Source organism: Sphingomonas sp. PP-CE-1A-559, from assembly GCF_004340965.1.
In the GTDB taxonomy this organism is placed as follows: Bacteria; Pseudomonadota; Alphaproteobacteria; order Sphingomonadales; family Sphingomonadaceae; genus Sphingomonas.
Window position 1 is genome coordinate 30,701 of record NZ_SLYA01000009.1, and the last position, 24,565, is coordinate 55,265.

19 protein-coding genes are annotated in these 24,565 nt (G+C 56.5%); 8 read left to right on the forward strand and 11 right to left on the reverse strand.

The features are described 5' to 3' along the window. Positions 1–287: 287 nt before the first annotated feature. From C8J42_RS17400 to C8J42_RS17410, 3 genes are all read left to right on the forward strand, one after another. A complete protein-coding gene (locus C8J42_RS17400; protein ID WP_133021095.1) occupies positions 288–869 on the forward strand; it encodes a hypothetical protein in 582 nt (193 codons plus the stop codon). Between the two features lie 187 nt (positions 870–1,056). Continuing rightward, the gene (locus C8J42_RS17405) at positions 1,057–2,703 is read left to right on the forward strand and encodes a DUF6311 domain-containing protein (RefSeq protein ID WP_133021096.1); all 1,647 of its coding nucleotides are present in this window, start codon (positions 1,057–1,059) and stop codon (positions 2,701–2,703) included. Between the two features lie 170 nt (positions 2,704–2,873). Further along, positions 2,874–3,896 carry a glycosyltransferase family 2 protein gene (locus C8J42_RS17410; protein WP_133021097.1) on the forward strand — a complete coding sequence of 341 codons (1,023 nt, stop codon included), beginning with the start codon at positions 2,874–2,876 and terminating at the stop codon, positions 3,894–3,896. Between the two features lie 188 nt (positions 3,897–4,084). Here C8J42_RS17410 and C8J42_RS17415 read toward each other — a convergent pair whose 3' ends face one another. From C8J42_RS17415 to C8J42_RS17445, 7 genes are all read right to left on the reverse strand, one after another. After that, positions 4,085–5,401: a hypothetical protein gene (locus tag C8J42_RS17415; protein WP_133021098.1), complete on the reverse strand. Its 1,317-nt coding sequence runs from the start codon at positions 5,399–5,401 to the stop codon at positions 4,085–4,087. A 394-nt stretch (positions 5,402–5,795) separates the two neighbouring features. Further along, complete coding sequence (locus C8J42_RS17420) at positions 5,796–6,359, reverse strand: transcriptional regulator (protein WP_133021099.1); 564 nt, start codon at positions 6,357–6,359, stop codon at positions 5,796–5,798. Positions 6,360–6,603: 244 nt separating this feature from the next. Next, positions 6,604–7,638 carry a site-specific integrase gene (locus C8J42_RS17425; protein ID WP_133021100.1) on the reverse strand — a complete coding sequence of 345 codons (1,035 nt, stop codon included), beginning with the start codon at positions 7,636–7,638 and terminating at the stop codon, positions 6,604–6,606. Positions 7,639–7,990: 352 nt separating this feature from the next. Further along, positions 7,991–8,950: an acyltransferase family protein gene (locus tag C8J42_RS17430; RefSeq protein WP_165895539.1), complete on the reverse strand. Its 960-nt coding sequence runs from the start codon at positions 8,948–8,950 to the stop codon at positions 7,991–7,993. A 421-nt stretch (positions 8,951–9,371) separates the two neighbouring features. Continuing rightward, positions 9,372–10,505 carry a glycosyltransferase family 4 protein gene (locus C8J42_RS17435; protein WP_133021102.1) on the reverse strand — a complete coding sequence of 378 codons (1,134 nt, stop codon included), beginning with the start codon at positions 10,503–10,505 and terminating at the stop codon, positions 9,372–9,374. Between the two features lie 43 nt (positions 10,506–10,548). After that, positions 10,549–11,376, reverse strand: coding sequence for a glycosyltransferase (locus C8J42_RS17440; protein ID WP_133021103.1), 828 nt, complete (start codon positions 11,374–11,376; stop codon positions 10,549–10,551). Continuing rightward, entirely contained in the window at positions 11,373–12,614 is a 1,242-nt protein-coding gene (locus tag C8J42_RS17445) for a WcaI family glycosyltransferase (RefSeq protein ID WP_133021104.1), read from the reverse strand. Before C8J42_RS17445 ends, C8J42_RS17440 begins: the two co-directional genes overlap by 4 nt. A 696-nt stretch (positions 12,615–13,310) precedes the next feature. Between C8J42_RS17445 and C8J42_RS17450 the strand changes: the two genes are divergently transcribed. Next, positions 13,311–14,393, forward strand: coding sequence for a glycosyltransferase family 4 protein (locus C8J42_RS17450; RefSeq protein WP_165895540.1), 1,083 nt, complete (start codon positions 13,311–13,313; stop codon positions 14,391–14,393). A gap of 143 nt (positions 14,394–14,536) precedes the next feature. Here the strand turns inward: C8J42_RS17450 and C8J42_RS17455 are convergent, their stop codons facing one another. Together C8J42_RS17455 and C8J42_RS17460 are read right to left on the reverse strand one after the other, a co-directional pair. Beyond that, on the reverse strand, positions 14,537–15,550 hold the full coding sequence (locus C8J42_RS17455) for a glycosyltransferase family 4 protein (protein WP_133021106.1): 1,014 nt from the start codon (positions 15,548–15,550) through the stop codon (positions 14,537–14,539). Beyond that, positions 15,547–16,989 (reverse strand): hypothetical protein, encoded by a 1,443-nt coding sequence (locus C8J42_RS17460; RefSeq protein ID WP_133021107.1) that lies wholly within the window; start codon positions 16,987–16,989, stop codon positions 15,547–15,549. The genes C8J42_RS17455 and C8J42_RS17460 overlap by 4 nt, the downstream gene beginning before the upstream one ends. A 160-nt stretch (positions 16,990–17,149) precedes the next feature. Between C8J42_RS17460 and rfbG the strand changes: the two genes are divergently transcribed. The 4 genes from rfbG to C8J42_RS17480 are packed head-to-tail and all read left to right on the forward strand — an operon-like array spanning position 17,150 to position 21,215. Next, the gene (gene rfbG / locus C8J42_RS17465) at positions 17,150–18,229 is read left to right on the forward strand and encodes a CDP-glucose 4,6-dehydratase (protein WP_133021108.1); all 1,080 of its coding nucleotides are present in this window, start codon (positions 17,150–17,152) and stop codon (positions 18,227–18,229) included. Positions 18,230–18,232: 3 nt separating this feature from the next. Further along, on the forward strand, positions 18,233–19,159 hold the full coding sequence (locus C8J42_RS17470; RefSeq protein WP_133021109.1) for an NAD(P)-dependent oxidoreductase: 927 nt from the start codon (positions 18,233–18,235) through the stop codon (positions 19,157–19,159). 33 nt (positions 19,160–19,192) lie between these two features. Beyond that, the gene (gene rfbF, locus C8J42_RS17475) at positions 19,193–19,966 is read left to right on the forward strand and encodes a glucose-1-phosphate cytidylyltransferase (RefSeq protein ID WP_133021110.1); all 774 of its coding nucleotides are present in this window, start codon (positions 19,193–19,195) and stop codon (positions 19,964–19,966) included. A 37-nt stretch (positions 19,967–20,003) separates the two neighbouring features. Next, positions 20,004–21,215, forward strand: a complete 1,212-nt coding sequence (locus C8J42_RS17480) for a glycosyltransferase family 4 protein (RefSeq protein ID WP_133021111.1) — start codon at positions 20,004–20,006, stop codon at positions 21,213–21,215. A gap of 42 nt (positions 21,216–21,257) precedes the next feature. Here C8J42_RS17480 and C8J42_RS17485 read toward each other — a convergent pair whose 3' ends face one another. Both C8J42_RS17485 and C8J42_RS17490 read right to left on the reverse strand, forming a co-directional pair. Further along, on the reverse strand, positions 21,258–23,039 hold the full coding sequence (locus C8J42_RS17485; protein WP_133021112.1) for a hypothetical protein: 1,782 nt from the start codon (positions 23,037–23,039) through the stop codon (positions 21,258–21,260). 114 nt (positions 23,040–23,153) lie between these two features. Continuing rightward, positions 23,154–24,518: a hypothetical protein gene (locus C8J42_RS17490; RefSeq protein ID WP_165895542.1), complete on the reverse strand. Its 1,365-nt coding sequence runs from the start codon at positions 24,516–24,518 to the stop codon at positions 23,154–23,156. Between the last annotated feature and the right edge of the window lie 47 nt (positions 24,519–24,565).

Below are 24,565 nucleotides of genomic sequence, written 5' to 3' on the forward strand. Positions count from 1 at the left end.
GTCCAATGTCCGAAATATGAAGGAAAGCGGCCGGGCGGCTTTCGGGGCAGCACCCTGGCAAACCTGCCATCGAATGCGCTCGCCAAATGCATCAGGTTTTTGCATCGGCGGATACCCAGCTTTCAGCCGTTCTCTGGCCGATGCAAAATCCGTGAGCTTCGCATCACGAGACGGATCAAGGTAAGCTTACGAAAGCACGACATAAGGCCATTTTAAGGAACTCGAACTACCTAGTTTTGATGCGTCTGATATCTACCGCAACCCGAGTTGGCGTAATCGTGCTTGGCATGCTGACCGCAGCCTGCTCCGATAGGACGGGAACGGGGGAAGCCGTGGGACACACCCAAGTCTCCCTTGAAGGCGTGACCTACGAGTGGCCGTATGATGGATCCAAGGAAAATGGCGACCCAGCTCGCTGGAAACGTTACGCACTCATTCCCAATAGAGTTTGGAACGGGTCGATCGGCTCTTTAACCGGCGAAAAATTACGGCCTGATTCCGGTTATTCTCCAATCTATTTAGCTCCGGTGAAGCCAAAGCAGTGGAATATCAGGCTGGATGGTTCGGGTCTGCCGTTGCTGGGCGGAGAACGCTTCCTGAAGACTGAGGATCATGAAAGCTTTGTGATAGGAAACGGTGTGGGCCCCGGTATTGTCAGTCCAGGAACCATCGTTATTTTTAAAGGCGAGAACTCTGCCTATGCGACATGTAGGCCGCCTGGAGGCCCGTTGCCGAAAGGTTTTTGCGCGCTACTACTGAACGATCGTGGCGTGCAGCACACGCTACCTTTTACTTGGGGAAAGTGGTTAGAAGCACCCGCGCTGCTGAAGCTGTACCGTTCGCTAATCGGCATTCCAACCCCGCGCTAAAACCTGTTGCAGGTGGTGCGGATCGGGATGATGGCGCGTGAGCCGGGCGTGTGACAGATCGACGCAGGCCCTGCGGCGATCGCGTTCCATATAGCAGTGTCATCCCAATACAAGGCAGCAACGTTCCACGATTGACCCGCGTTCCAGAGTAGATTGTCATTCACTACCTACGGTAGAAAGCGTACACTTGCCATTTGCAAGCAGCGATTATGTCGCCAGCGTTAACCAATTTGCGCATGAATCGTGGCAGAGTGCGGTCATGCACCGCCTTGTTACTCCGACCCTACTGTTTTTGCTGCCTTTTGCCTTTTTTCTAGCGTTCTTTCATCCGGCAATTCTGTATATCGACAATCCTGGTTGGCTGATTCACGGTAGCGACCATTTTGACAATGGCGAAGGCGCTCTGGGCTCGCATGCCTATTGGCATGATCCATCCGCAGGTATATCGCTGAAGACCACATTGTTGAACGCCCCGGAAGGCGTGTCGGTGCTATATACCGACAGCAATCCTCTAATTACCGTTACAGCCAAGCTATTTGCGAACCTGTTACCTGCTGACGCTCAATTGGTCGGTCCCTGGATCCTACTCAATTTGATCCTGCAGGCATTTTTCGCTTGGCTGCTACTGCGCCGCCATGCACCAGGGCCAGTCGCGTTATGGGCTGGTGTCGCGTTGCTTGCCTATCCCCCAACGCTTGCTAATCGATTTCTCCATGTCAATTTGATGGCGCACTGGACGATCTTGGCTGCCTTATGCCTGTTCCTTGATGCGAAGCGCGGTCAGCAATTGAGGTGGTGGGCGCTGTTGATCGCAGTCACGGCCCTCATCCACAGCTATCTACTGGTCATGGTCGTCGCGATTTGGGCATCGACCATAATGCTACGCTTTGTGGAAGGGCCTTGCCAGATGCGTCTGGTGACGCTCGCGCATGTTGTGAGCATGTTTGGATTAATAGTGGGGATCGCCTGGTGGCTTGGCGTCGGAACTCCAATATCAACGGGTACGTTCGGCAGCTTTGCGATGCCAATCGACGCGTTATGGAATCCAGGAATTGATCAATTCTCCCGTTTACTGCCCCCGAATGCGCACGGAACTGAAGGCTGGTTCGAAGGATTTCAATATCTTGGCGCGGGGGGCTTAGCGCTTATGGTCACAGCGCTTATCGTTCAGCGATATCGCACCTCCCGCCAAGGTGAAGCTATCCTCTTAAACCGCCTCCGTGGACTTGCTCCAGCGTTGATTGCCCTCGCTATTTTCGCGATCTTTCGGCTATCGCTGCCGGCGCCCATTCTCGTGATGCTTGACCCACTACGCGCGTCGGGCCGGTTGTTTTGGCCAGTAGGGTACGTGCTGGTCCTGATCGCGGTGCTGACAGTGTTTCGCTTGCGCGCCCGAAATGCAGGCCTGATTCTAACTGTAACCATAGCTCTTCAGGTCATTGACTTGGTCGGCATGGCCAACATCATTCGCGCGCAAAGTCGTGAAGCGGACCGGCGCCAGCTCTATGGCCGGACGCTCGATCCTCGCTGGGACCCGTTGATACGGCAGTCGACGTCGATCGCCTTCATACCCGGCGACGTTACCAGCGATCTGAACTTGTTTCAGGAAATCTCCTGGCGAGCCGTCAAGGAGGGACACCCGGTCGCCAATGTCTATGCCGCACGCACCAATCGAGCCTCGCAGAACCGTCTCGCGACAGAGGGGGCCGCCTTTGCCCGCGGCAATTTGGTTCCTGGACGGCTGTATGTCCTGCTACCCGGCGCGCCGCTTCCTGCTGCCGCTGTGCCACGCCGACTTAGGCTGGATGGGGTGACCGTAGTCGTCCCGTATTGAATGCCGCAGATCGCCAGAACAGCTGAACGGGGCACCGAGTGGACTCAGGGGCAATGCGATATCGTCACGACGAGTGGTTCCTGCGTGAGCTATCGTAATGCGACCGAATTCGGTCTCGATTAGACAGTGTTAACCATTTTCCCGTACTTCGCCTCATGAAGGGGCAGTAAATGAGTTTTCAGCTGGCCGGCAAGTATCATCAGCAGGCTTTTACACACGACACGAGCAACGACTACGGCGTCTTGTCAGTTGCGGATATCACGCTGTCCCTCGTCGTACCCGTCAAAGACGAAGCGGAGGCAGTCCAACCATTCCTTGCACGGACAGTGCCGATACTAAAAAGCTTACCCGGCATAGAGAGTTGGGAAATACTATTTGTTGATGACGGCAGCTCGGATGCCACGCTACCGATCATCGTGTCCGCAAGCCATCTGGATGGCCGAGTGAAAGCTATTTCCTTGTCGCGTAATTTCGGCAAGGAGGCTGCACTTTCCGCAGGTTTGGATTATGCAAGGGGGCGCGCGGTAATACCCATCGACGTCGATATGCAAGATCCGCCCGAAGCCATCGCTGCGCTTGTCAATCGCTGGCAGGAGGGGTTTGAGGTGGTGTATGGTGTTCGCAAGGACCGCCGATCTGACAGCATGGCCAAACGCTGGACATCGTCGCTTTACTACCGGCTTCACAATCTCATTTCCGACGACCGTATCCCGGCAAATGCCGGCGATTTTCGCTTGCTAGACCGTCGCGTGGTCGACGTCATACGGACGCTGCCCGAGCGGAACCGGTTTATGAAGGGCATCTTCGCCTGGTCAGGATTCGAGCAATCCTCGATCGAATATATCCGCGACCAGCGAATAAGCGGAAAGACTAAATACAGCTATTGGAATCTGTTTACGCTTGCGATCGATGGCATCACTGCATCGTCCACCGCCCCACTTCGGATCTGGAGCTATATTGGTGGCTTAATTGCAATGCTTGCCTTTGCCTATGCCGCCTTTATCGTTGTAGCTACGATACTTTATGGACCATCGGTTAACGGATATCCTTCTATCATTACCGCGATAATGTTCCTCGGGGGCATTCAGCTTGTGTCGTTGGGCGTGCTTGGCGAATATGTCGGTCGTATTTTGATTGAGACAAAGCAGAGGCCGCTTTACGTGTTGCGTAGCAGCGTCGGATTAGCAAATTAATCCAGGTCATGTAGTATTTCTGGCGTGACAGGTAATTTCGACGAGAATCCTAAATCCTATTTTCATTAAATACATCAATTTAAGTAGATCAGACGAGAATTTTGTTCTGCGCTAACAGCTTTCTTCAGGTGGTTTATTCGATCTTTGTACCCAGGATGAGCGCTATAGCGTATTGCCTTGCATGCGGCTCATGCCAGCGACCGTACTCTGGGTGGTGACAACCGCTGAATAACGTAACGCACGCTTACGACGATCAACTGCGCCGCTAAAAATACCAACAACCCATAAACCAGGTAAGTATAGCGCGGCACGGGCTGCACTAGTGCATAGGGTAGTGCCGCCAACAGGATATAGAGACCTAGAGCGCCGTATCCGCGCCGACGTTGCAAAAGCCCGACGAGCAAGCCCATCAGTCCAAACGCATCGATCGTCGTAAAGATTGCTGCGCGTGCGTCTTTGATTGCGAACCACTCGGTAAAATTCATCTGCCATGGCCGAGGAAAGAAGAATTCCGCGTAATGCCGCAAGCACAATTCAACGAACGCTCCTGGGTTATTCTTGATCCAGCGCTCAGTTTGCACTCCCAAAGCCTTAGCATAGGGCACTTCGCCCCCAGCCGCGCGTAGCGCGTTCGCCGCTACCGCGCTGTGATAGGGGTGAATAGCGTTAAGCCGCTGTGTGAGGACTTCCGCTGAAGGCGGTTGGGTCAAAGCGCCGGGATAATTTCCGATCGCCAGCTCTAGCCCAAAATTACTGCGCAACAGGACAGGACTACCCAGCTGCTGCTCGTTGCGGAGCGCCCAAGGGGCAACCAAAAGCGCGAGCGCGGCAGCACCGAGAAGCGCCAGCCGCCCAACGTCACGTATGGCAAAATGGCGAATCGCGAAGCTTGCCCAGCATACGTAGATCGCCAGCCCCGCTGGCGGGCTGACAAAGAAGGTTACAGCGGAAAGGCTCGCAATAAATACCAGATCTCCTCGTTTTGGTGCCAATTGTTCCTGAAGGTTTAGCAAAAAAACAAGATTGCTCACCGCGAGACACAACGCGAGCGCACCCTCCCAGTAGCGGAAATCAACCGTCTCTTGCGCAACGTAGATTGGGATAATGCAAAGCAACCCCATGCCCAGACGAAGCGCAGCCGGATCGGCTCCTAGCTTCTCGAAAAGTCTACGTAATAGTAGATAAGCGGCTAAGGTCTGTGCTAGCGCCAAGACCAACAGCGTTAGGTTGGCAGCTACGGTTTTCGGTCCTAATACCCAAAAGATGACGCCCGCGATCCATGTTGTCACGGGCAGGATATGTGCGGTCGGGCCTTGGCCGGCAAAGAATGCATCGGAGAAGCCATTACCTGCGCTAAGACTGAGCGCAACGCGAGTGGCTTCTCCGGCTTCAACGAAAGAGGTGACACCGCCTACCGCCGACAGCCAGGTCAACCGGAGGACCAGACCTACGACAAGGGCAGAAACGAGACCAGTTTTCGTAGATCGTTGAGCATTGATCGTCATCGCTGCTATCCGCCCCCTAATCCGGTAACGCCGTCACTTATCGAGTGGCGGTGGGTCATTCGTACACAGACTGACGGCATTTCTGGTCGCAGGTTTTCTGGTTGCAAAGCGGCATGTTCGCTTCTGGTAGCATATGCGTCCGGTAGTAACGAACGGCCAGTTACTGGCCCGCCTATACCGGCTCTCAACGTCCGATTGTGGGCATACTCGCACTCCGGTTACCGCACGTCTGGCGAATGCTATGCCGACGGCGCGCCGCGCGTCCATCAGATTGGCACCAAGTCCTTGCGCCCGTCTTCGCAGACCCGTGGGTGGCGTATTCGCGACAACCGACCGTCGAACGACGAAATATCGGTAGTTCCGCGTGACGGGGCGGCCGGAAGCGCCGACACCGTCAGCCTCCACGACGGTATTGCTCCGCCAGTTCCGTCGCGGCGCCTCGAACCGCAAGCCATCGTTGACGCTCCGCCTCGGCGTCCGCCAGTGCTCTATGAGCTGGCGCCTTGCCGCGCGCGCGCATCTCGATCAGCGTGACCAGATTCTCGACCGTTGCGTCCAGCAGGTCGGGCGGGACACTGGGGGCAAGGATCATGCGGGCTTCTTCGTCGATGGCATCATCGGTGTCGCGAAGGCGAAGCGCCCGCCGGCCGAGGCCCGCACCACGAAGCAGGACGCTAAGCCACTTCCCGTCCCAGGATGGCGCGCTGGCGAGGAGGTCGTGGCCGGAAAGTATGTCGATCATGCGCTGCGCAACGACGTCATGGGGCTCTCCTGCGCTCACAAGCGTGCTGCGAGGGATGCGATGAATCGCCTCCGCGTCTTCGTGCCAGTCGATCCACGATGGTGCTGGGCGGATGAGGTGGGTTTCGGACCGCCCGTCCGCAAACACCCACGCCACCTCGATCGGGTAGCTTTGCTTGGCGAGCGACGAGGCTTCGAAGTCGAGAAAAACCAGCATGAGATCGTTAGCAGCCTTCGCGGGATGGTCCGAATTGATAGTGCATCAGCGTCTCCGCCGCCATGGCTGGGCATAAGCTGGGCCGCGACGGCCAAGGCGCTTTTCACAGACCTGGGCGCGCCTATCGACTAAATTAAATTCCGCCAACTACTCGACATGTTTTCGTGTCGACATGTCGAATATCATACATTCAAAGGGGGTCTGCTTATGAAGCGCAGGCAAGACACACATTATAATCAAAGACTTACAGAAATCGCTGTCCCGCATGATCCTTGAAGAGATCCGCATTACGGACATAGTCGGCAAGCACCTGTACCGATTTATGTCGGCTCACCTCCTGTAGTTTGAAGATCGTCGCCCCTTGCGACGCGCCCTCGGTGAGGAACCCTGCGCGTAAGGAATGCCCCGCAAAGTGCGTCGGATCATACCCGGCTGCCGCTGCATGATGCTGGACCAGCCGTGCGATCGCGCGATCCGACATGGGGGCAGGGGTCATCGCATCGCGCCGCGACAGGCGCCGAAACAGCGGCCCCTCGGCATGCCCAGCCGCAGCCATCCAGGCGAGAAGCAACGCCTTGGGTCGAATGCGCGAGCCTTCGGGGATAGCGATGACGATGCCCTGCCGCGCCTGATCGGTCTTCGAATGGGCGATGGTCAGCCTCAGCCCTTCGGGCACGATCCCGATATGCTCGACTTGCAGTGCGACGATCTCGGAGCGCCGCAACGCAGCCGCCATGCCGATCGCCAGGATCGCGCGGTCGCGTAGCGCCCTAAGCCCTTCGCCTTCGATCGCCGCCAGCATGTTGCGGAGCGCGGCCGCGTCTGCGGGATGCTTTTGCCGTTTGGCACCGCCGTGTTCCGCGCGAATGCCGGCGAGCACTTCGGCCAGGCGCCCCGCGGTCGGCATGGCGGTCGGCGCGGGATACCCGCCAGCGCGGTGATGATGCCCGATCGCCGCCACCCGCCGATTGATCGTCGACGGGTTGAGGCCGGCGGTTGCCTGATCGCTGGCAAAGACGGCGACGACATCGGGCGTTGCCGGCAATGAGGCCAGGCCGTGCTGCGTGCACCAGCTCATGAAGATCGCCCAATCGGAGTCATACGCGCGCCGCGTCGCACCGGCGCGGGCGGCTTTGGCGTATGCGGCCGCCCGCTCGATCTTTTCATGAAGGATAGCAGGAAGCGTCGGCTCAATGGACTCGACATTCACGAGCGCGTTTGGCACCGGCGCGAGGTCGAGATCGACCGGCGTGGGCTCGAGGGGGTGTGGAGCGACCATATAAAACGTGTGCCACACTCGATTTTCGCACGCCACCCTTTCGTCCGAGAATGACAGTTATCGGACACAAGGGGGCGCGTCACTCAGTCCCCTAGCCCGGCGTTCACACCCGGTTGATCTCAGGTACTTTGGCCACCGGATGACGATGGCCAATTCCCTTGTCGGATAGTTGACGAACCGAGCCCTGCAGTCGCGCGGTCGGTAATGACGGCAGTCACAACATCTGGCGCTGCCAGCGGCAATGCTGCGGTGACTTGTGTATCAGGCGACCAAGCTTGTCCGATCAGGATGATATGCGCGATTTTGGCGCAGCGTGCTCATGACCAAAAATTGGCGCGGTCGGCGCGATAGGTTACCGCACGAGAAATTGTAGCGGCTTGATGGCCCATAGGATGCTGACACTGATAAGTGACGCTATGAGCGTGACTACGGCTATTAGAAAAATCTGGTAAAAGTGGTCCGGCTTAAAATATATTGTCAACACAGTAAGAATACCGAGATGAACCAAATACATCCCGAATGAGTACTTCCCTAATTTCGAGAACATTCTTGCCCAGTAATCTGGAATTCTTAGCGACGCGGCAAAAACAAAAAGACCCATAGCCGGCGTTGTGATCAGTTGATCAATATGGTTGTTATGGAGAATATGTACCTCGAAGAGATACGCTACCATTGAACCACTTAATCCAACAAGCGCGGCGGTTCCACCAAAGTGATGTGACGATTGATAGCGATAGCCAATAAAAACCAGTAGGAAGCCAAAGAACGGCCCGTTCCTGGAATTCATCATCGGCGCATAGCCTTCTGGGATATAGGCGCCCATCAACAACCCAATGCCGTATAATATCAAGGCCAGAATAAGCGTTGCGGTGACAGGCCACCGCTGTGTTACCCGCAACAGGATCAGGCACATTCCTAGAGAGGGCACAAACCAGAGGTGAATGGCAGGCCCGCCGAACAGTATTACGCGACCAATATCGCGAATAGACATCGACGAAAAATCAGAGGTCAGAAATATGAGGTATATGCATACCCAAAACACATAGGGGATACCCAACCGGATCATCACCCGACGTATCTCGGATATAGTAGAACGAGATTTACCCGCGGCAAAATATCCCGCTGCAACAAAGAAGAACGGGACAGCCCATCGGCTAAATGTATTAACCCAATAGGAAGGGCCATCCACGATCGGCGCATGTATAAATATTACCGCCAAAACCGCTATTATACGAACCGCATCGACGCCGTAATTTCTGGATTCTTGCGCCGGCTTTATACCATGCGCGTCCACAGCTGATTCTGGTATCATGTCGAGACTCAACTGTTAAATTTACTGCTTTACGTGCATACTATGCTCGGCGCGCGTCAATCATTACCGAGCCGGTATTAATACGTACAGCCCTCCTCACCGACCTTGCGGGCAAAGGGCTGACCCGACCGATCGGTGCCACGTATGCCGCTACGCGGATTGCACATTTGAAACCATTGAGCGCCAGTGGAATCCTCACCTTGGAGTCGCCAGCCGTCCAAGTTCTGACTGACATATTCCGTCCAGCTTTGTCCGTCGCTCGTCGTCCCCTTGCGCACGAGACGCTGTCCTATCCGCCGCTCGATATATGTCGAGCCATCCGCAGCAGTGCAATTGCGAACAAGGCCACTACCTCCGCAAGTCAGAGTGCTACTGTCCGACTGCATAGCAGCAAGAGCAAGTATCAATACGACGCTCATTATCACATCCTGCTTTGTCGAGGCTGATCGGGGACAAAATTAACTGGTCGGCCGACATCCAGCGATCGACCTGTGTGAGATTGCATCCAATCCAGCAACCGCGATTTTTCTGCCGAATGCTCTTGCAGCAGCATATCGTAACGGCCGCGCACCGTTGCTCGCATGTCGCTTCGATAGTGTGCGACAAATTCCCTTAGAGCGGCGGTAAAATCGCTACCAACCGGGACGGCAATGCCGCCGTCGGTGCCGATATCCTCGCCAATCCGACCGCGGTCGAACGCCACGACTGCGACGCCTTCACGCATCGCTTCCAGATTGACCATGCCTTGGGTTTCAGTTGGGTACAGAGTTGGAAAGACAAAGATATCAAGACTCTCGAAGAAGACCTGTTTGTCGCGTGCATAGATAGGGCCGATCCACTGCATGTCAGGGCCGAACCGTTCTTCATGTGCGGCGATGGCAGCCCGTATGGCCGCGTCATGGCACGGTCCGGCCATGATCAGACGAACATCGTCTTTCGTTTCGCGCAGTTTGGCAAAGGCATCGAGCAGAACATAGGCACCTTTTTCGGCAGTGATGTTGGCCAGATACCCCAAGGTAATACCCGTTCGTATACCGCCAGCGGCATGGGCATGATTGCGGCCTTCACCCTCGGCATGCTCGACAATGCCGATATTGCTATAACCCAAATATTGATCCACCCCGTACTGTCCAGCCATCTTGCCTCCGATGGTACCCGACTGGACGATATGCAGCGCTCCCTTCCCGGCGACACGGACCAGCATACGCATAATGCTGGAATGTTGCGTCACATAGCTTAGCGAATGATGGTGAAAAACGACGGCCTTGCCCGATATCCTCGCACACATGCACAGCAGTATTGTAAGAACCATCGCTGCCCCGTTGTTCACGGGCAGATAGGCCAATGGCGCACGAGAGCAAAGAATCGCCCAGGCGGCGACCACGTGACGTCTCAAGCGTCGTAGCAGACGGGATTTTACAGCGTCGCTGGGGCCAATATCGTGGACAGCCACGGTAAACCCCTGTTCGCAGAAGAGTGCAATCATACGCTCAGTCGCTAGCGATTGACCGTGAACGGGAGGCGCCAAGTTACCGGCTGCAAGAATATCCGTCATACATTGGCCCTCTGCAGCCCCGAGACAGCTCGCGCGTAGCGCGTCATGTTTGCTTGAGTGTGCGCCGAAGACGCTTGAGCTGTTGCCGCTGCAACGCTGCCTCGTTGAACATCATATGGAACAGCTTTCGTCGGATCAGCAGCGCGGCCATCCGAACTTGTTCGACCGTGCCGAGTTCATGCGCCTCGCGCAATTCCCTGAATTGACTGAGAAGAGATGTCCAATTGCCTGGCGAGGAGGATGCTCCGCCTTGAGCGAACAATGCGATGGGAACAGCAACGTGACGCCGAGGAAGTGCGGTGAACGCCGCTTTCAGGAATTTGGTATCGGCAGCAAAGTGCATTGTGGCGTCATAGGGATGACGCTGATGATAAGCGGTGGGTATCAAAATCGACTGATGCGACGGCAGGATTCCGACCCTCAGTGCCTCGTCGGTCAACTCCGGCGCCGGTACCACTATCGCCTCACCAGCAATGGTCTTGATACAATCGCCGTACACGATCACAGTATCCAGACTGCCCTGGTTCGACCGGATCATAGCGTCGAACGCTGCCGCATCGACCAGGCAATCCCCTGAGTTCATAAAGCAGATCGTTTTACCTCGAGCGACCGCCAACCCCTTGTTCATGGCATCATATTTGCCCTTGTCGGGACCATGAATGTTACGAATCCCGGCAAATTCGGCCGTTACCGAAGCGCAGCTATCGTCGGGGGATCCGTCCACGACGATCCGTTCGTACTCCTCAGGCAGGCCGGCAAGGCTAGTCAGGGTCACCCGAAGGTCGGCAGGGTTGCGATAGCAGATGGTTACAAAGGTGACGTTGGGGTGAGATCCCAATGGCGATATAATTGGAGGGAACGGCCCCGTCATGCCAATTGCTTCCTGGAACGTGCATTCGAGAATGCCGGGATCAGGCGGTTGAGAATGGCATTGTAATCCCAGACATTTTCAGCGCGATGCCGTGCCACTACGCCCAATCGTCGCCTCTGTGGCGCGTCATCAATTAGCTGTTCGAGTGCGCGGGCGAAAGCGTTGATATCGCCAGGCGGTACAACGCGGCCGCAGCCTTCGACCTCACGCGCCAGACCAGTACCCGGCATCGCGGTCGTTAGTACTGGGCGGCCCGATGCCAGCATGTTGGCCAGCTTTGACGGCAGGACCAGATCCGCCGCATCCGCCAGCTGAGGCAAAAGATGCACCGTGGCCAGTCCCAGCAGATCGCCCAGCCGTTCTCTTGGTTGCAGATCATGGAAACGAATGTTTTGTAACCCTGCTTCCTTGGCCTGTGCCTCGATACGTGCCCGGTTAGGCCCTTGACCGCATACAACAAAGGTCAGGTCGTTACGCGTACGAAGCCGTATTGCGGCCTCGATGACCAGTTCGATCCCCTGCTTGTTCGCAATGTTACCTGAGTACAACGCAACGTGCGGCGTCGTGATGGCCCATTCCTTACGATAAGACGACTCGCCGGTAAGCGGACGGATACCGGCAATGTCCGCCCAGTTGCGGAACTCGACGATACGACCGGGGTCCACACCCGATTGCTCCAGCTTTGCGCACATCTCGGGGCTGATGCTGCTTACGCGGTCGAACGAACGGAATATTCCACGTTCGAGACGCGCAGCCAATGTCCCCAGCGTGGTATCCTGCCGCAACAGGCCAGTGGCAAACGCCGCTTCCACCTCGAAGTCCTGAACATGCAGCCAGTTCAAGGCGCCCGTCAATTTTGACGCTATCACGGCCAACGGCGCAGCAGCCAAAGACGGGGCTACCGTGAAGACAATGTCGGGCCGAAACCGGAGGGCCGCGGCGAGCATCGGCCCCGCGGCCGAGACAGCAAAGGTCGCATGATGAACTAGCCGCTTTAGCCCGCTCGGGTCTGTCGGCACATAATGTGGGCACCGTGTGACGGTGACGTCGTGCTCTATCGTGCGCTGCCAAAGACCTCCGTACCCCGCAGGCACCTGCCACTGGGGGTAATAGGGATGCCCCGCGATGACCCTTACTGAGTGACCTGCGCGAGCCAGTCCCTGGCTCAGACCTGTCGTATACGGGCCGATACCGATCTCTTCAGGAGCGTAGTTGAGCCCCAACACCAGAATACGCATGGTATTAGTACCGATGCTTCGGGAACCGTTGGCACGCTACGCCTTCACGACGCCTGATGCTAATCGGTCGATACAATCGGTTGATAAGGATTATCGCCATCATTTTACGCAATTTACTAACAGGTTTGGCCTCGTTATTGGAAACTTCGCCATGTAGACTAAACTATAAGCACCGCTTTTATGGACAATGCACGTGACCAGGGTGCTTGGCCCGTCACCATGTGTCATTAATTAACCTATTTTAGCAACTACAATGCACCAGTATGGGTAACGAGCCACGTGTAAGCCGGACGCGTGGCCATAGAGACAGTATGAGAAACGTACAACGCATCTCGGCCACTGGCGTGCCATCTCCTACCTGCTTGTCTCTGCAACTGGTCGCATTTCGGGTCTAGATACGGATCCAAATGGGCTTGGATGCTGTATCGAAACAAAAACCTGAAACGTAGGGCCGCGATATGCCGCGGCTTCCGTCCTATCGACATAGCCTGTGAAGCGATCCGCCGAATATCGATCAACGGCAGGTCGTTGCCCGTATGCGTTGCCGGTGATAGGCGCCAACTCGCGTGTTCAGCAGGAGTAGCTTCGATAATGACGCCTATGCGGGGCTCGCCCTATGACGTTACACCCCGAGTCGCATTTATATGTTCCGGCGACCCCTATGACGTGGCCGAATGGTCGGGCACGCCAAACAATATGCTGCTCGCCCTGCAACGTCATACCGACGTCGCCTTGGTCGTTCGACACCCCTTTCCTTCCTGGTTCGTACCCTTTGGTCGCATACTGAAGGCGCTTTCGGGGCGAAGGTTTGAGTATGCAAGATCGAGCTGGTACGTCGCTCTCGCCGGGCGGCGGGCAATCGCCGAAATCACCAAGGCGCGTCCCGACGTGGTCTATGTTGTCTCCTCAACGATCGCGAACGAACTCGTTGACCGTTTCCCGGTGGTCTACATAGCCGATGCCACTATGCGCGCGATGACGGGCTATTATGACGCCATGACGCGGTATTCGGAAGTGGCTCGCATGTCCGCCGAAGCAATCGAAGCCCGGACACTGTCGCGCTCCTTGCGTGTTACATACCCTTCGGCATGGGCCTGCCGCTCTGCACGCGAGGATTACGGCGTAGAGGCCGAGCACGTCCTTGAGATCGCCTGGGGTGCAAACCTCAAGAAGCGAATAGCCACCCCGCGCACCGTCGAACCCGGCGTGCTGAGATTGCTCTTCGTCGGGATTGACTGGGATAGAAAGGGCGGCCCTATTCTTCTTCAGGCCGTCGAGACTCTTTCGCGCCGCGGCATCGCAGTTCAGCTCGATATCGTTGGCTGTAATCCAGATGTCGTCAACGGCGCAGTACCCGAAGGGGTAACCTTTCATGGCTTTGTGTCGAAAAGCACCTCAGAAGGCCAAGCGCTGCTCGACACGCTCTATGCGCGCGCAACGCTATTTGTGCTTCCGACGAAAGCCGAATGTCTGGGAATCGTGTTTGCCGAAGCGGCACATCATGGGTTACCGTCTGTTGCGTTCGCAACGGGTGGCGTGACGTCTGTGGTACGCAATGGGGAAACAGGAATTCTTCTGCCGCTGGGCTCGGGACCGGATCAGTTTGCCGATGTCATTGCCGATCTCACGACCGATCCCGTACGCTATGCGCGCATGTCGCAGGCTGCCGCTGCCGATGCGCACGATCGGCTAGATTGGGACATATGGGCCAGACAGTTGACGACAAAGGTCGATGAGGCACTAGCGCAGCGTAAGCGCATGGGGTCCAACTGGCCATAGTCAATATGGTCACCGAGCGTCGGACGTACAGTCCCAATATTCCGCAGCTATCATCTGTCAACGACTTGACAGATGAACTTTGTACAGTCCTCGCAGACATACGGTTTCACACGGAGCAAATGGCGCCTTCAGCTTGATTCTATCTAACCGTTAGAAAAACTATCTAGATACTCCGTGGCCATGCGATACGGACTAAATTTTTCGAGATGTAGGCGCGCATTCTGCTGTATCGCATATTGCTCGCTGGTCGAACCAATGAGGCGTTTGCAAGCTTCTATCCAAGCGGACTTATCGTCCAACGGTACTAAAATGCCGCCCGAGCCGATCGACTCCAATAGGCCACCACGCGCGGCACCAATGACGCACGATCCACATGCCATCGCTTCGATCGGAACCAAGCCGAACGACTCACGACGATAGGGAACCAAGGTTATCACAGCATTGCCATAGAATTTGGCGACCTGGTTGCCATCGGCTGCGCCTCGATAAACCGAGGCTGGTAGACCGCTGGCAGCGATCGCGGCATTAAGATCAAAGTCAGGCGATCGGGGTCCCACCAAAGCGACACGCCCCCAAGACTCCGGTCCTATTTCGCGGCAATATTCAGCCATGACGTCCAGCGCGATATCTGCTCCTTTGTCCTTGCTCATTGCACCGACAAACAGCAGGTCGATCGATCGCAGGGCCTCCGATGGGCGTAGGGTCAACAGATCACCGCGCACCCCGTTAAGGACAGCCGTGCAAGCAACCGGGACGGTATCTGCAACTGCTTGGCTACATGCGATGTTGGGTGCAAAGGCAAGAAGCGCACGCCGCGACACATCGGCGGCCCTACGCCCTCCGACATACCAGACATGATGCGATATCAGCATGCGGCGTCGCGACATGACAGCCGGCCATCCTAATTTTGAAGATGGATGAATCGACATCACAGCGTCATGGGCGCGGAACTGACGCCACGCCTCCATAAAATTGAACGCGGTCACGACCGTAATTTGGGAGTTTTCAGCAGGAGCGTAGCTCTTCGCGCATCCTTGATCGCACGTAACAACCGTGACCGTATGTCCGATCTCGATGAGCGCGCTAGCGAGCGTTTCCGTGATCGTACGCGTTCCGTGCCGTTCTGCAAAAAGTGGTGTGGCAAGGGCAATCTTCATCGAACACGATCTCGCAAGCGGGTGACATAAGCCAACATCGGCTTGATATCGAAAAGCGCATGGCGAGCAGCGGGGTAGGTAAGACCCACGACCCGCCCAGCCAGAATGCTACTGGTCACTAGTAAGGTGGCCATCAGCAGGATCAGCGGTATCTCAAAGCCTACCCAGCCAAGGCTACGCCCTGCAAAGAGTCCGAGCCCGATAAACCCTACATGTGCCGCTAGATACACTTTGGCATAGGTCAAATGGTGATTGGTAGCCATCAAGATGGTGTCCGAGAAACTCTTGGATGCTGCCAGTGCGCTCTCGATGATCAGCAGCCCAACCAGCAAAGGAGGCGGTGCATGACGCCCCTGCAGCCAGATTTCGAACAGCCAGGACGATATACTGAATAGGGCGACACCTGCAAAGACCGATACTGTGACAGCGAACTGCCCACCCGCCACGAACAGCGTCCGCAGTGCCGCCATGTTCTTCTTGATGTACTGGACCGTGATCTCAGGCCATGTTGCGCCGGAAAAGACCCCGACAGCCTGCTGGAGCGTGCGCGCAAGCGTCCGTGCGATTGCAAAACTGGCGACGAAGACAGGACCGGCGATCAGGTTGAGGATCGGCACCGTCGCATACATTGCGGCAGCGTTGCAGATCGGGAACACCATGAACCACCCCGCATCCCCCATCAAAGCGCGCAGCGTACCAAGATGCGCGTGACGAAAGCCATAGCTGAAATCGGCTGATGCGCGGCGTCTGAGGATGATCAAAATGACAAGGCAGACCAGTCGGCAAATCCCCATCGCCGCGGTGACGCCGAGGAATCCCCCGCCCAAGGACAAGGTCGTACAGATCGCCGCCAGTTCGACCAGCGACATACTGGATTGGACTGCAGACCCCGACGCATAGCCCCCGATCGCTCGCATCGCAGCCTGCGCGATACCGATCTGGAACGATAGCGCTACGACCGCCAGTAGCGCGACCGCGGCGACGGTAACTGATTGGGCGTGCTCGCCGCTTAGCGACAGCATCCGGGCAAGTGGCACGAAGGGCAGGACCAAGGCGCCGGCCGCAACTAGAATGATGCCTGCCAGGGTCGATGTGAGCCAAAACGTTTGCAAGACGCGCAACGCCTTACGGTCATCTCCTTCGGCCACGGCACCGACCAGCGCATTCCCGCTTACCGGCCCGATCCCGGCGTCTGCCATGGCGAACAGCGTCATGATCGTTGCGGTCAGCGACAGCCAGGATCCGTATGTCGCCATTCCCCAATTGAGGATGTAAAATGGAACCGCGACGAAATTACTGACCAGCAGAACGACCTGCGCATATCCGTTCGCACCCACGTTTAAGACGATACGCCTGACGCTACTACCGTTGAAAGCCATTACGTTGTCCAGAATCCGTTCGGCCTCAGCGGCAGGTCCCGATATGCCGTGCGTCGCCAACTTGCCATAGGTGAGTTGCCATCAGCGACTAGGCGTGGCAATCGCAGCACAGCCAAACGGCACGATACGCCACATGCGGAGAGCCGCACGTCGGCCTTGATGCCCGGAATGACGCCGTACGGTCATAGATATATGTCGTGCCCCTTTGCGAAAGACGAGCATGCCCGCCCTCTCCCACGACTTTGAGCGCAAGCTTCATGGCCGACGCATCTTCGTAACCGGACATACCGGATTTACGGGTTCATGGGCGGTGCAATGGCTGCAGATGATTGGTGTCGAGGTCCATGGCTTCTCGCTTCCTGCGCCAACAATGCCAAACCTGTTCGAAGACGCTGGTGCCCACGCTGCGCTTGCCTCGCATACGATCGGCGATGTCGGCGATTTCAACGCGGTTGAGGCCGCGATACGGCAGGCAAAACCTGAGCTCGTGCTGCATCTGGCCGCACAACCGCTAGTACGACGGTCCTATCGCGATCCGATCGAGACGTATCAGGCCAACGTCATGGGCACCGTAAACGTGCTAGAGGCTGCACGCCGGCAAGGCGTAGCCGGCGCAGTCTGCATCACGACCGACAAGGTCTATTTGAACCGCGAATGGGCCTATGGCTATCGCGAGACCGACCGTTTGGGCGGATCGGATCCTTACAGCGCGTCGAAGGCCGCTGCTGAAATCGTCATCGACAGCTATCGCAGTTCGATGACGTCGTGGGAGCAGACGATGTTGATCGCCGCGGCACGTGGCGGCAACATCATTGGCGGCGGCGATTGGGCAGAAGACCGGTTAATTCCGGATTTTGCCCGTGCTGCACGCACGGGTACGCCTATCACATTACGCAATCCGGCCGCTACTCGGCCATGGCAGCATGTCCTGGCTCTGATCCACGGCTATATGATGCTCCTCGCCCGCATGACGGACGGCGACACGAGCATGTCCTCTGCCTGGAATCTCGGCCCGGCTGCAAGCGCGACCTTAACGGTCGGCGAAGTCGTCGAGCGGTTGCGTATACGCTGGGAAGACCTGACGGTCGTGGTGGAACCTACCCATCTTCACGAAACCACGGCGCTCGCGCTGGACAGCACCAAGGCGCAGCGGCAGCTTGGCTGGCAACCGGGCTGGTCTACCGAAGAGGGGATCGACCGGACCGCCGACTGGTACGCAGCCTACACACCGGGCGCAGGCGTCAGCGCTGCGATAACCCGTAGGCAAATCGAAGATTATCGCGCTTCGCTGATACGCTAAATCATGGCACGTATACTCGTCACTGGTGCGAACGGGCAGCTCGCGCCAGCTATCATCGCCAGCCTGAAAACTGCCGGTCATAGCCCGGTGCTCCTGGTACGGCGTCCGTTCACAGCAGCGCCGGGCACGACACTCTGTGTTCTTCCGGCGCCCTGGTCTTTCGAGGCCCTGCGTGATGTGATGGTTCGCGAAGCCGTTACCGGCATCATCAACCTTGCGGCAGCCGGCGTCCGACCAGATTCCAGCGCGATTGGTGCGCTATACGAAACCAACGTCGCGTTGCCGGTGACCTTGATCATGGCCGGCGCGGGGCACGTCCGGCGCTTCGTCAACATTGGATCGGGTGCCGAATATGCCGGCTGTTCCACCGGCCCGATCGATGAAACTGGCGAACTGGGCACCAGTCATGCCTATGGCATGTCGAAGGCTGCGAGCGGCCTGGCAGCGCTTCAGGTCGCAGGTGAGACTGGGTGTACATTTGCGCACCTGCGACTGTTCGGTGCTTATGGCGAGCATGAGGCAGCGCATCGCCTGCTTCCCAATCTCATCATGCGATTGTCGCAATCCGAAGCCGTACCGCTCAGCGATGGTCTTCAAACACGCGACTGGCTGTACGAGGCGGACATTGCGAGCGCCGTCGTTGATGCCCTCGACACTCTCGGTAACGGCGCACTTCCCAGCGGCGTGTACAACCTTGGTTCAGGAAATGGCGCTACAGTGCGCGCCTTCGCTGAAACGGTCGCCGACCAAATGTCTGTCTCACGCACACTGCTGGATTTCGGCCGCATCCCGCGCCGCGGCAAGGAGGTCGACATGCTGGTGGCGAACGCGGCACTGTTCCGCCGCTATACGCGATGGCAGCCCGCCTACGATCTCGCTACAGGTCTGCATCACGCGGTCCGTCGGTATCTTACCAAGGCGTCGATGTGATTAATTTTCTCGTTTTTTGATAGGGGACGATCGTTGAAAGCAGTCATCTTGGCAGGCGGCTTCGGTACGCGACTGGCCGAAGAAACCATGTTGAAGCCAAAGCCAATGATCGAGGTCGGAGGCAAGCCTCTGCTTTGGCACATCATGAAGATGTACAGTAGCCATGGCATTAACGAATTTGTCGTTTGCCTGGGGTATCGCGGCGACATCATCAAAGATTATTTCGTAAACTACCATCAGTTGAATGCGACCATAACGGTCGATTTGGCGGCGGACACCTGCGAAGTTCACGAGCATCAGGTTGAACCCTGGACCGTGACGCTGGCGGACACCGGGCTTCATACGATGACTGGTGGACGTTTGCGCCGCATTCGCAAATTTATTGAAGGTGAAACCTTCTGCATGACCTATGGCGATGGTTTGGCCGACGTGGATATCGGTGCCGCCATTGCCCACCATCATCGTGAAAAGCGCTTGGCAACAGTGACGGCGGTACGTCCGCCGGGTCGCTTCGGGGTGCTCAATCTTGATGCGGCAGGGGAAAGCGTTCAGTCCTTCACCGAAAAGCCGCAAGACGAAGTGGGCTGGATCAACGGCGGTTTCTTCGTACTGCAGCCTGAGGCTCTCGACTATACCACCGAGGATCCGGAGTGCGTCTGGGAAAAGACGCCGATGGAGCGTCTTGCTGCCGACGGCCAGCTGTCGGCCTATCGCCATCATGGGTTCTGGCAACCCTGTGATACGCTACGGGACAAGCAGACGTTGGAAAAGGCATGGGAGGCTGGAGCTCCATGGCTAAAGTCGTGAGCCCTCATGGTGCAGCGGCACAGGAGCCGTTTGCATAATGGTCGTGATGTCAAACGGCTTCAGTCGGTTTCATCTGGCAACCGCTGCGGCCCAGTTGGCGGCTCTGGGCCGGTTGACGTTGTTGATTACGGGCCCCTATCCGGTACCTCTAGTACGCCGGATGCTTCGCGTTGCGCGGCTCGATAAAACGTCGAAGGGACATCGCCTGCTCGCTCGCATTGAAGCGATCGACGACCCGATGGTAAAATCCCTTTGGGCTGGAGAAGCGTTCTACGCGCTAGGCAGGCTGTTTCGCGCGCGCGAGCAAGCGCTGATCGTTCGCGGAATGCAGGCCTATGGGAAATCTGCGAGCCGTCTGCTCGCAGATGCTCACCGTCGTGGTGCACGCATATATCATTACCGTGCAGGATTTGGCGGGGCATCGCTCAAAACGGCGCGTCAGCTCGGCATGACTTTGGTCTGTGATCACTCTATCGTACATCCACTGTTCGTCGAAAGCTTGCCGGCGGTTGAGGGCAATCTCGATACTGCCGATATCACGGCGCCGCTGACCCCGATCGAGGCGCACATTCGCAGCGACATTGACGGTGCTGATCATATCTTGGTCAATTCCGATTTTGTTCGCGAAACCTTTCTCAGGCTGCGCTATGAGCCCGACAGAGTCTCGGTGATCTATCAAGGCATCGACGATGCTTTTGCCCATTCGATCCCGCCAAGAAGCGGTCAACCAACCGGGCCTCTCAGGCTGCTTGCGCCCGCTTTTAGCATTCGCAAGGGCGCGCCTACGCTCGTTGCGGCGCTGGCAGCGCTTGACGATATCGACTGGACCTTGACGATATCGCGAGACATCGATGCCGAATGCCGGGAGCGGTTTGCCACATTCCTTGCTGATCCTCGCGTAACGATGATCAATCCGGAGCGATCCGAACTGCCGCGGATCATGTCTGCGCATGAGGTCGTGCTGTTCCCCAGCTACGCTGAAGGCTCGGCACGTGTGATCTTTGAATCACTGGCAGCGGGTTTGTACGTGATCACCACACCGAACTCCGGGTCGGTCGTCCAGGACGGGGTCCATGGTCGCATAGTACCGGCTGGCGACGCGGGTGCGCTCCGGATGGCGGTTCAGCACACTCTGGGCGTTCGAGACCGGCTCATCGAGATTGGCGAGGCCAACACCCGCTTTGTCGGCGAGCACCATAACCAGAGCGGATACGGCACAGCACTCGCGGCTTTTTACGACCGACTTTGATGAACGATGCAGGACAGCGGCGCCGGAGCCCTCTGTCTTGTATCAGCCTTGATTCTCCCATCCCAGAAATTCAATAAACGCGTCCGCGTCAGCCTGCCCCATGGCCCAAAAACCAAGCGTATCGCCGTGCTTCATGGCAGCGGTATCGATGACTAGTTGCTCAATACGCCATTCGCCCGCCGAGTTGGCGTGGCCGATCGTGGCATGAAGCTGATCGTTGATCTTAACGACCATGTTCCACCCTTTGGTGCTGCGCGAGCGCACACGGTAGAAGATGCGGACGTGGTCACCGATCCCGAAGGTAGAGCCTGCCGCCAGTGAGAACACCATGTTGCTCTTGCCTGCAATAAGCCGCCAGACAAAGCCCTCTGCCACGCTGGTGTCGGCCACGACTTCAGGAAAGATCGTTGCAAAGCCATTTTGCGGCGGCACGATACCGCGAGGAGTATAAACCGCACCCTTCGAAAAAAGGCCGCGCGGTGTAATAACGGAGGGTGCATCCCAGCGCCGTAATGGTGTCCGAACAGCCTCGACGGAGTCGGGCCAATCCTCGGCACAGAGGACACGTGGATTGGCCGCCGCCAGCTGACGCATGTGTACGTTGGCGCCCCGGATCAAAACCCGACCGTTACGCCCCGGATCTCCGAAAGCGTAACCATTGGCTGGTGGAGAGTACGTTGGGGCTTGCGACGACATATCGTTTAAGCAAATCGTACCGTCCATAATAACGTCCTGTGCGCCAGGACCGACATGAAATAATGGAACTCCTTTATTTCCCTGTACGCCATTTAGCGTCCCGCCGAGGAAACGACTTTGTGAGCCGTTAACGTAAATCAGCGCCTTTTGAGCTGACCCCGACGACGTAAGTTCGACATGCCCAAATGTAAAACGCGAACCGTTGCCACTATCCCAGAAGGCATATTCCTCCTCGGACTGGTAGTCCGAATTACCAAATCCAACCCAGTTCGTTTCAACAAGCAGGTTGGAACCGAACGTGTTGGCGGCCTCTTGCATAACGAAACGCCCCCCGCCGCCCCGCCGCATACGTATTGTCGCATCGTCGCATCCCCGTAGCCAGAATGTTCGACGACAGGGTCCCCCGGGAAACCATCCGCTTCCACAATAAAATCCCATCGCTTTAGCCAACGCCACACCGTCGCCATTCAGCGGACCTTTTTTACTACCGACGTACCCAAAGCTCCCCGTACCAGTCAGCCTAAGGTGCATGATATAGCTGACGGAATCGGAGTCCGACGCAGCGTAGCGGCGAGGATCGTTGCCGTACACGAAGCCGAAGGCGTCAAGTTCGGTCCACATGAAGGCTACATCACGAATGTTACGTGGCAATGCATACCCACGCCCCTTGGCCGCTGTGTAATCCATCTCGATAATAGATCGATCACCCTCATAGACGACTTGAGGTCCAATGACCTTTGCAAAGCCGCTAACGGCGCCCTCACCCGCTATGGTAGCCCCCTCGGGCAATTCGTTCTTCCGGTCCCATATTGGCGTCTGGCAAGCCCAATGATCGGCGCCGGAGTTCGTGGTTGTTGGCACGATCAGGACGCTAATCTTACGTTCACGCATCTCCTCGTACGCATCATGAAACGCACGACTCTTGTCTTTAAAATCGCCATCGTAGCGACGTAGACTGACGCTATCGAATGATTCACCGGTCGATTGGTGCGGCAATAGTGGCTTGCGTACCGCCGATGTCCCAGTCTCAGACTCTGTTTTGCCTGATAGACCCGCCGCGGCAAGCCCCGTCATCGCCACGCCGCCACCTGCAAAGGCCAACTCACGCCTTGTCAAGGAATGGGTCATGTATCTTCCTTCATCTGTAGCCAACGTGACGTTGAGCGCCCGCGGGCCCCACTTGATAAAATGGGGCTATGCGAGCGCGGTCGTACCGCGTTAGCGAATGCATTAGCTCGCAAATCAGCGACGCGCCCTAAGCCTCACCAATTGATGCGACAGCTTAGCCGTCCGCTCTAAAGTCCGAGCCCTTACCATCTGCTGCGATAACACCAAGACGACAATCTGCAGAGCCTTGGTAATGCGGGCCTGAGCGCTGAACGGCGAAAACAAAACATCCCAGATCAAGATTAAAGCCATGGTGATAATCATGACGTTTGGCTGGTCACGTCGGGCTACCACGCCATACAACGAACTGAACGCAAGTATTAGTGTCCAACCCCAGAATGGGACTGACAAAATACCCGCTTCAACCCACGATCCAAGCAAATGAGAATGGCTTTGTATGAAATAATCGGTCTCGAACCCAACATCTTTCCAATTAGCTGGAACATCTAACCCTAGCTGACGCTGTTTTACGTAATAAACTATTGTATAATAAGGGTCTTTAGCCCATGAACCGTGCCCTAGTATTGGTGAATCACCAATAGCTTCTAAAGATACGAGCGACTCAGAACGCCCGCTCAATAACAATCCGGCATCGTTATTTGTCTGCATTAAATATTTTTGCCGTGCGGTATCACCAAGGATTCCTTCGGACGCCGAATATTCATATGCGCTGACAATAACCTGAGCAAAAATGACGCCTGAAAGGAATATTCCGGCAAACCCAAGCTTGCTAATACTACGCCTATGACGAAGTATCCACCGTGCAAGCAAAGAATAACCTGCGGACAACGCACCAATCGCAAACATTGTACGTGAATTAAGTAGTAAGCTTACTACACTCAGTACTAGAACAAATATCTCAGGAAGGTATTTTCTGACCCCGTCCCTGAAATACGGAATGCCGGTCAGTCCGGCTGCTACGGTTATGAGCCCCGCTCCGGCACCAAACTTCCACGGGTCTCCCATAGTGTACGGATCTGACGAGGTTAGGGCGCCAAGTACCGAAGCGAGGCCACTACAAATCGTATAATAACTGATGAGTTTAGCGCTTCCCCTGCATAGCAGCCATATCATAGCGATATTGACGCCAAGAAGAATCAGGCGAGACCAACCACGAGCAAAATCGACAACCGCGCTACCATTGTACCAATCGCTTATCGCTAGACCAAAAAACCAGAGACAAAGCAATGCGAAGCAGATCTTCAGCGGTGATAATTGGCGCACCGCACCAGGCTGCGCAAGAAGAAGTAATAAGACAAATGGTGCGATTATGTCCTGTAGAAACAGGACACCTACCGATTGAAATACTACCGCCGACGTGAACGGAATAATCAGTACACCCGTTAGGCGAACGTAACCATATTCGGGCTTTCGGATAGCGACGTTGAAGCTGTCGCGCTTCGGTGGCGATAGCCGGTTCAGGGCTTTCACGCTGACCATGGCATTACGGCATTTCTGTAGGCGAGATGCGGCATAAAGGATTTTCC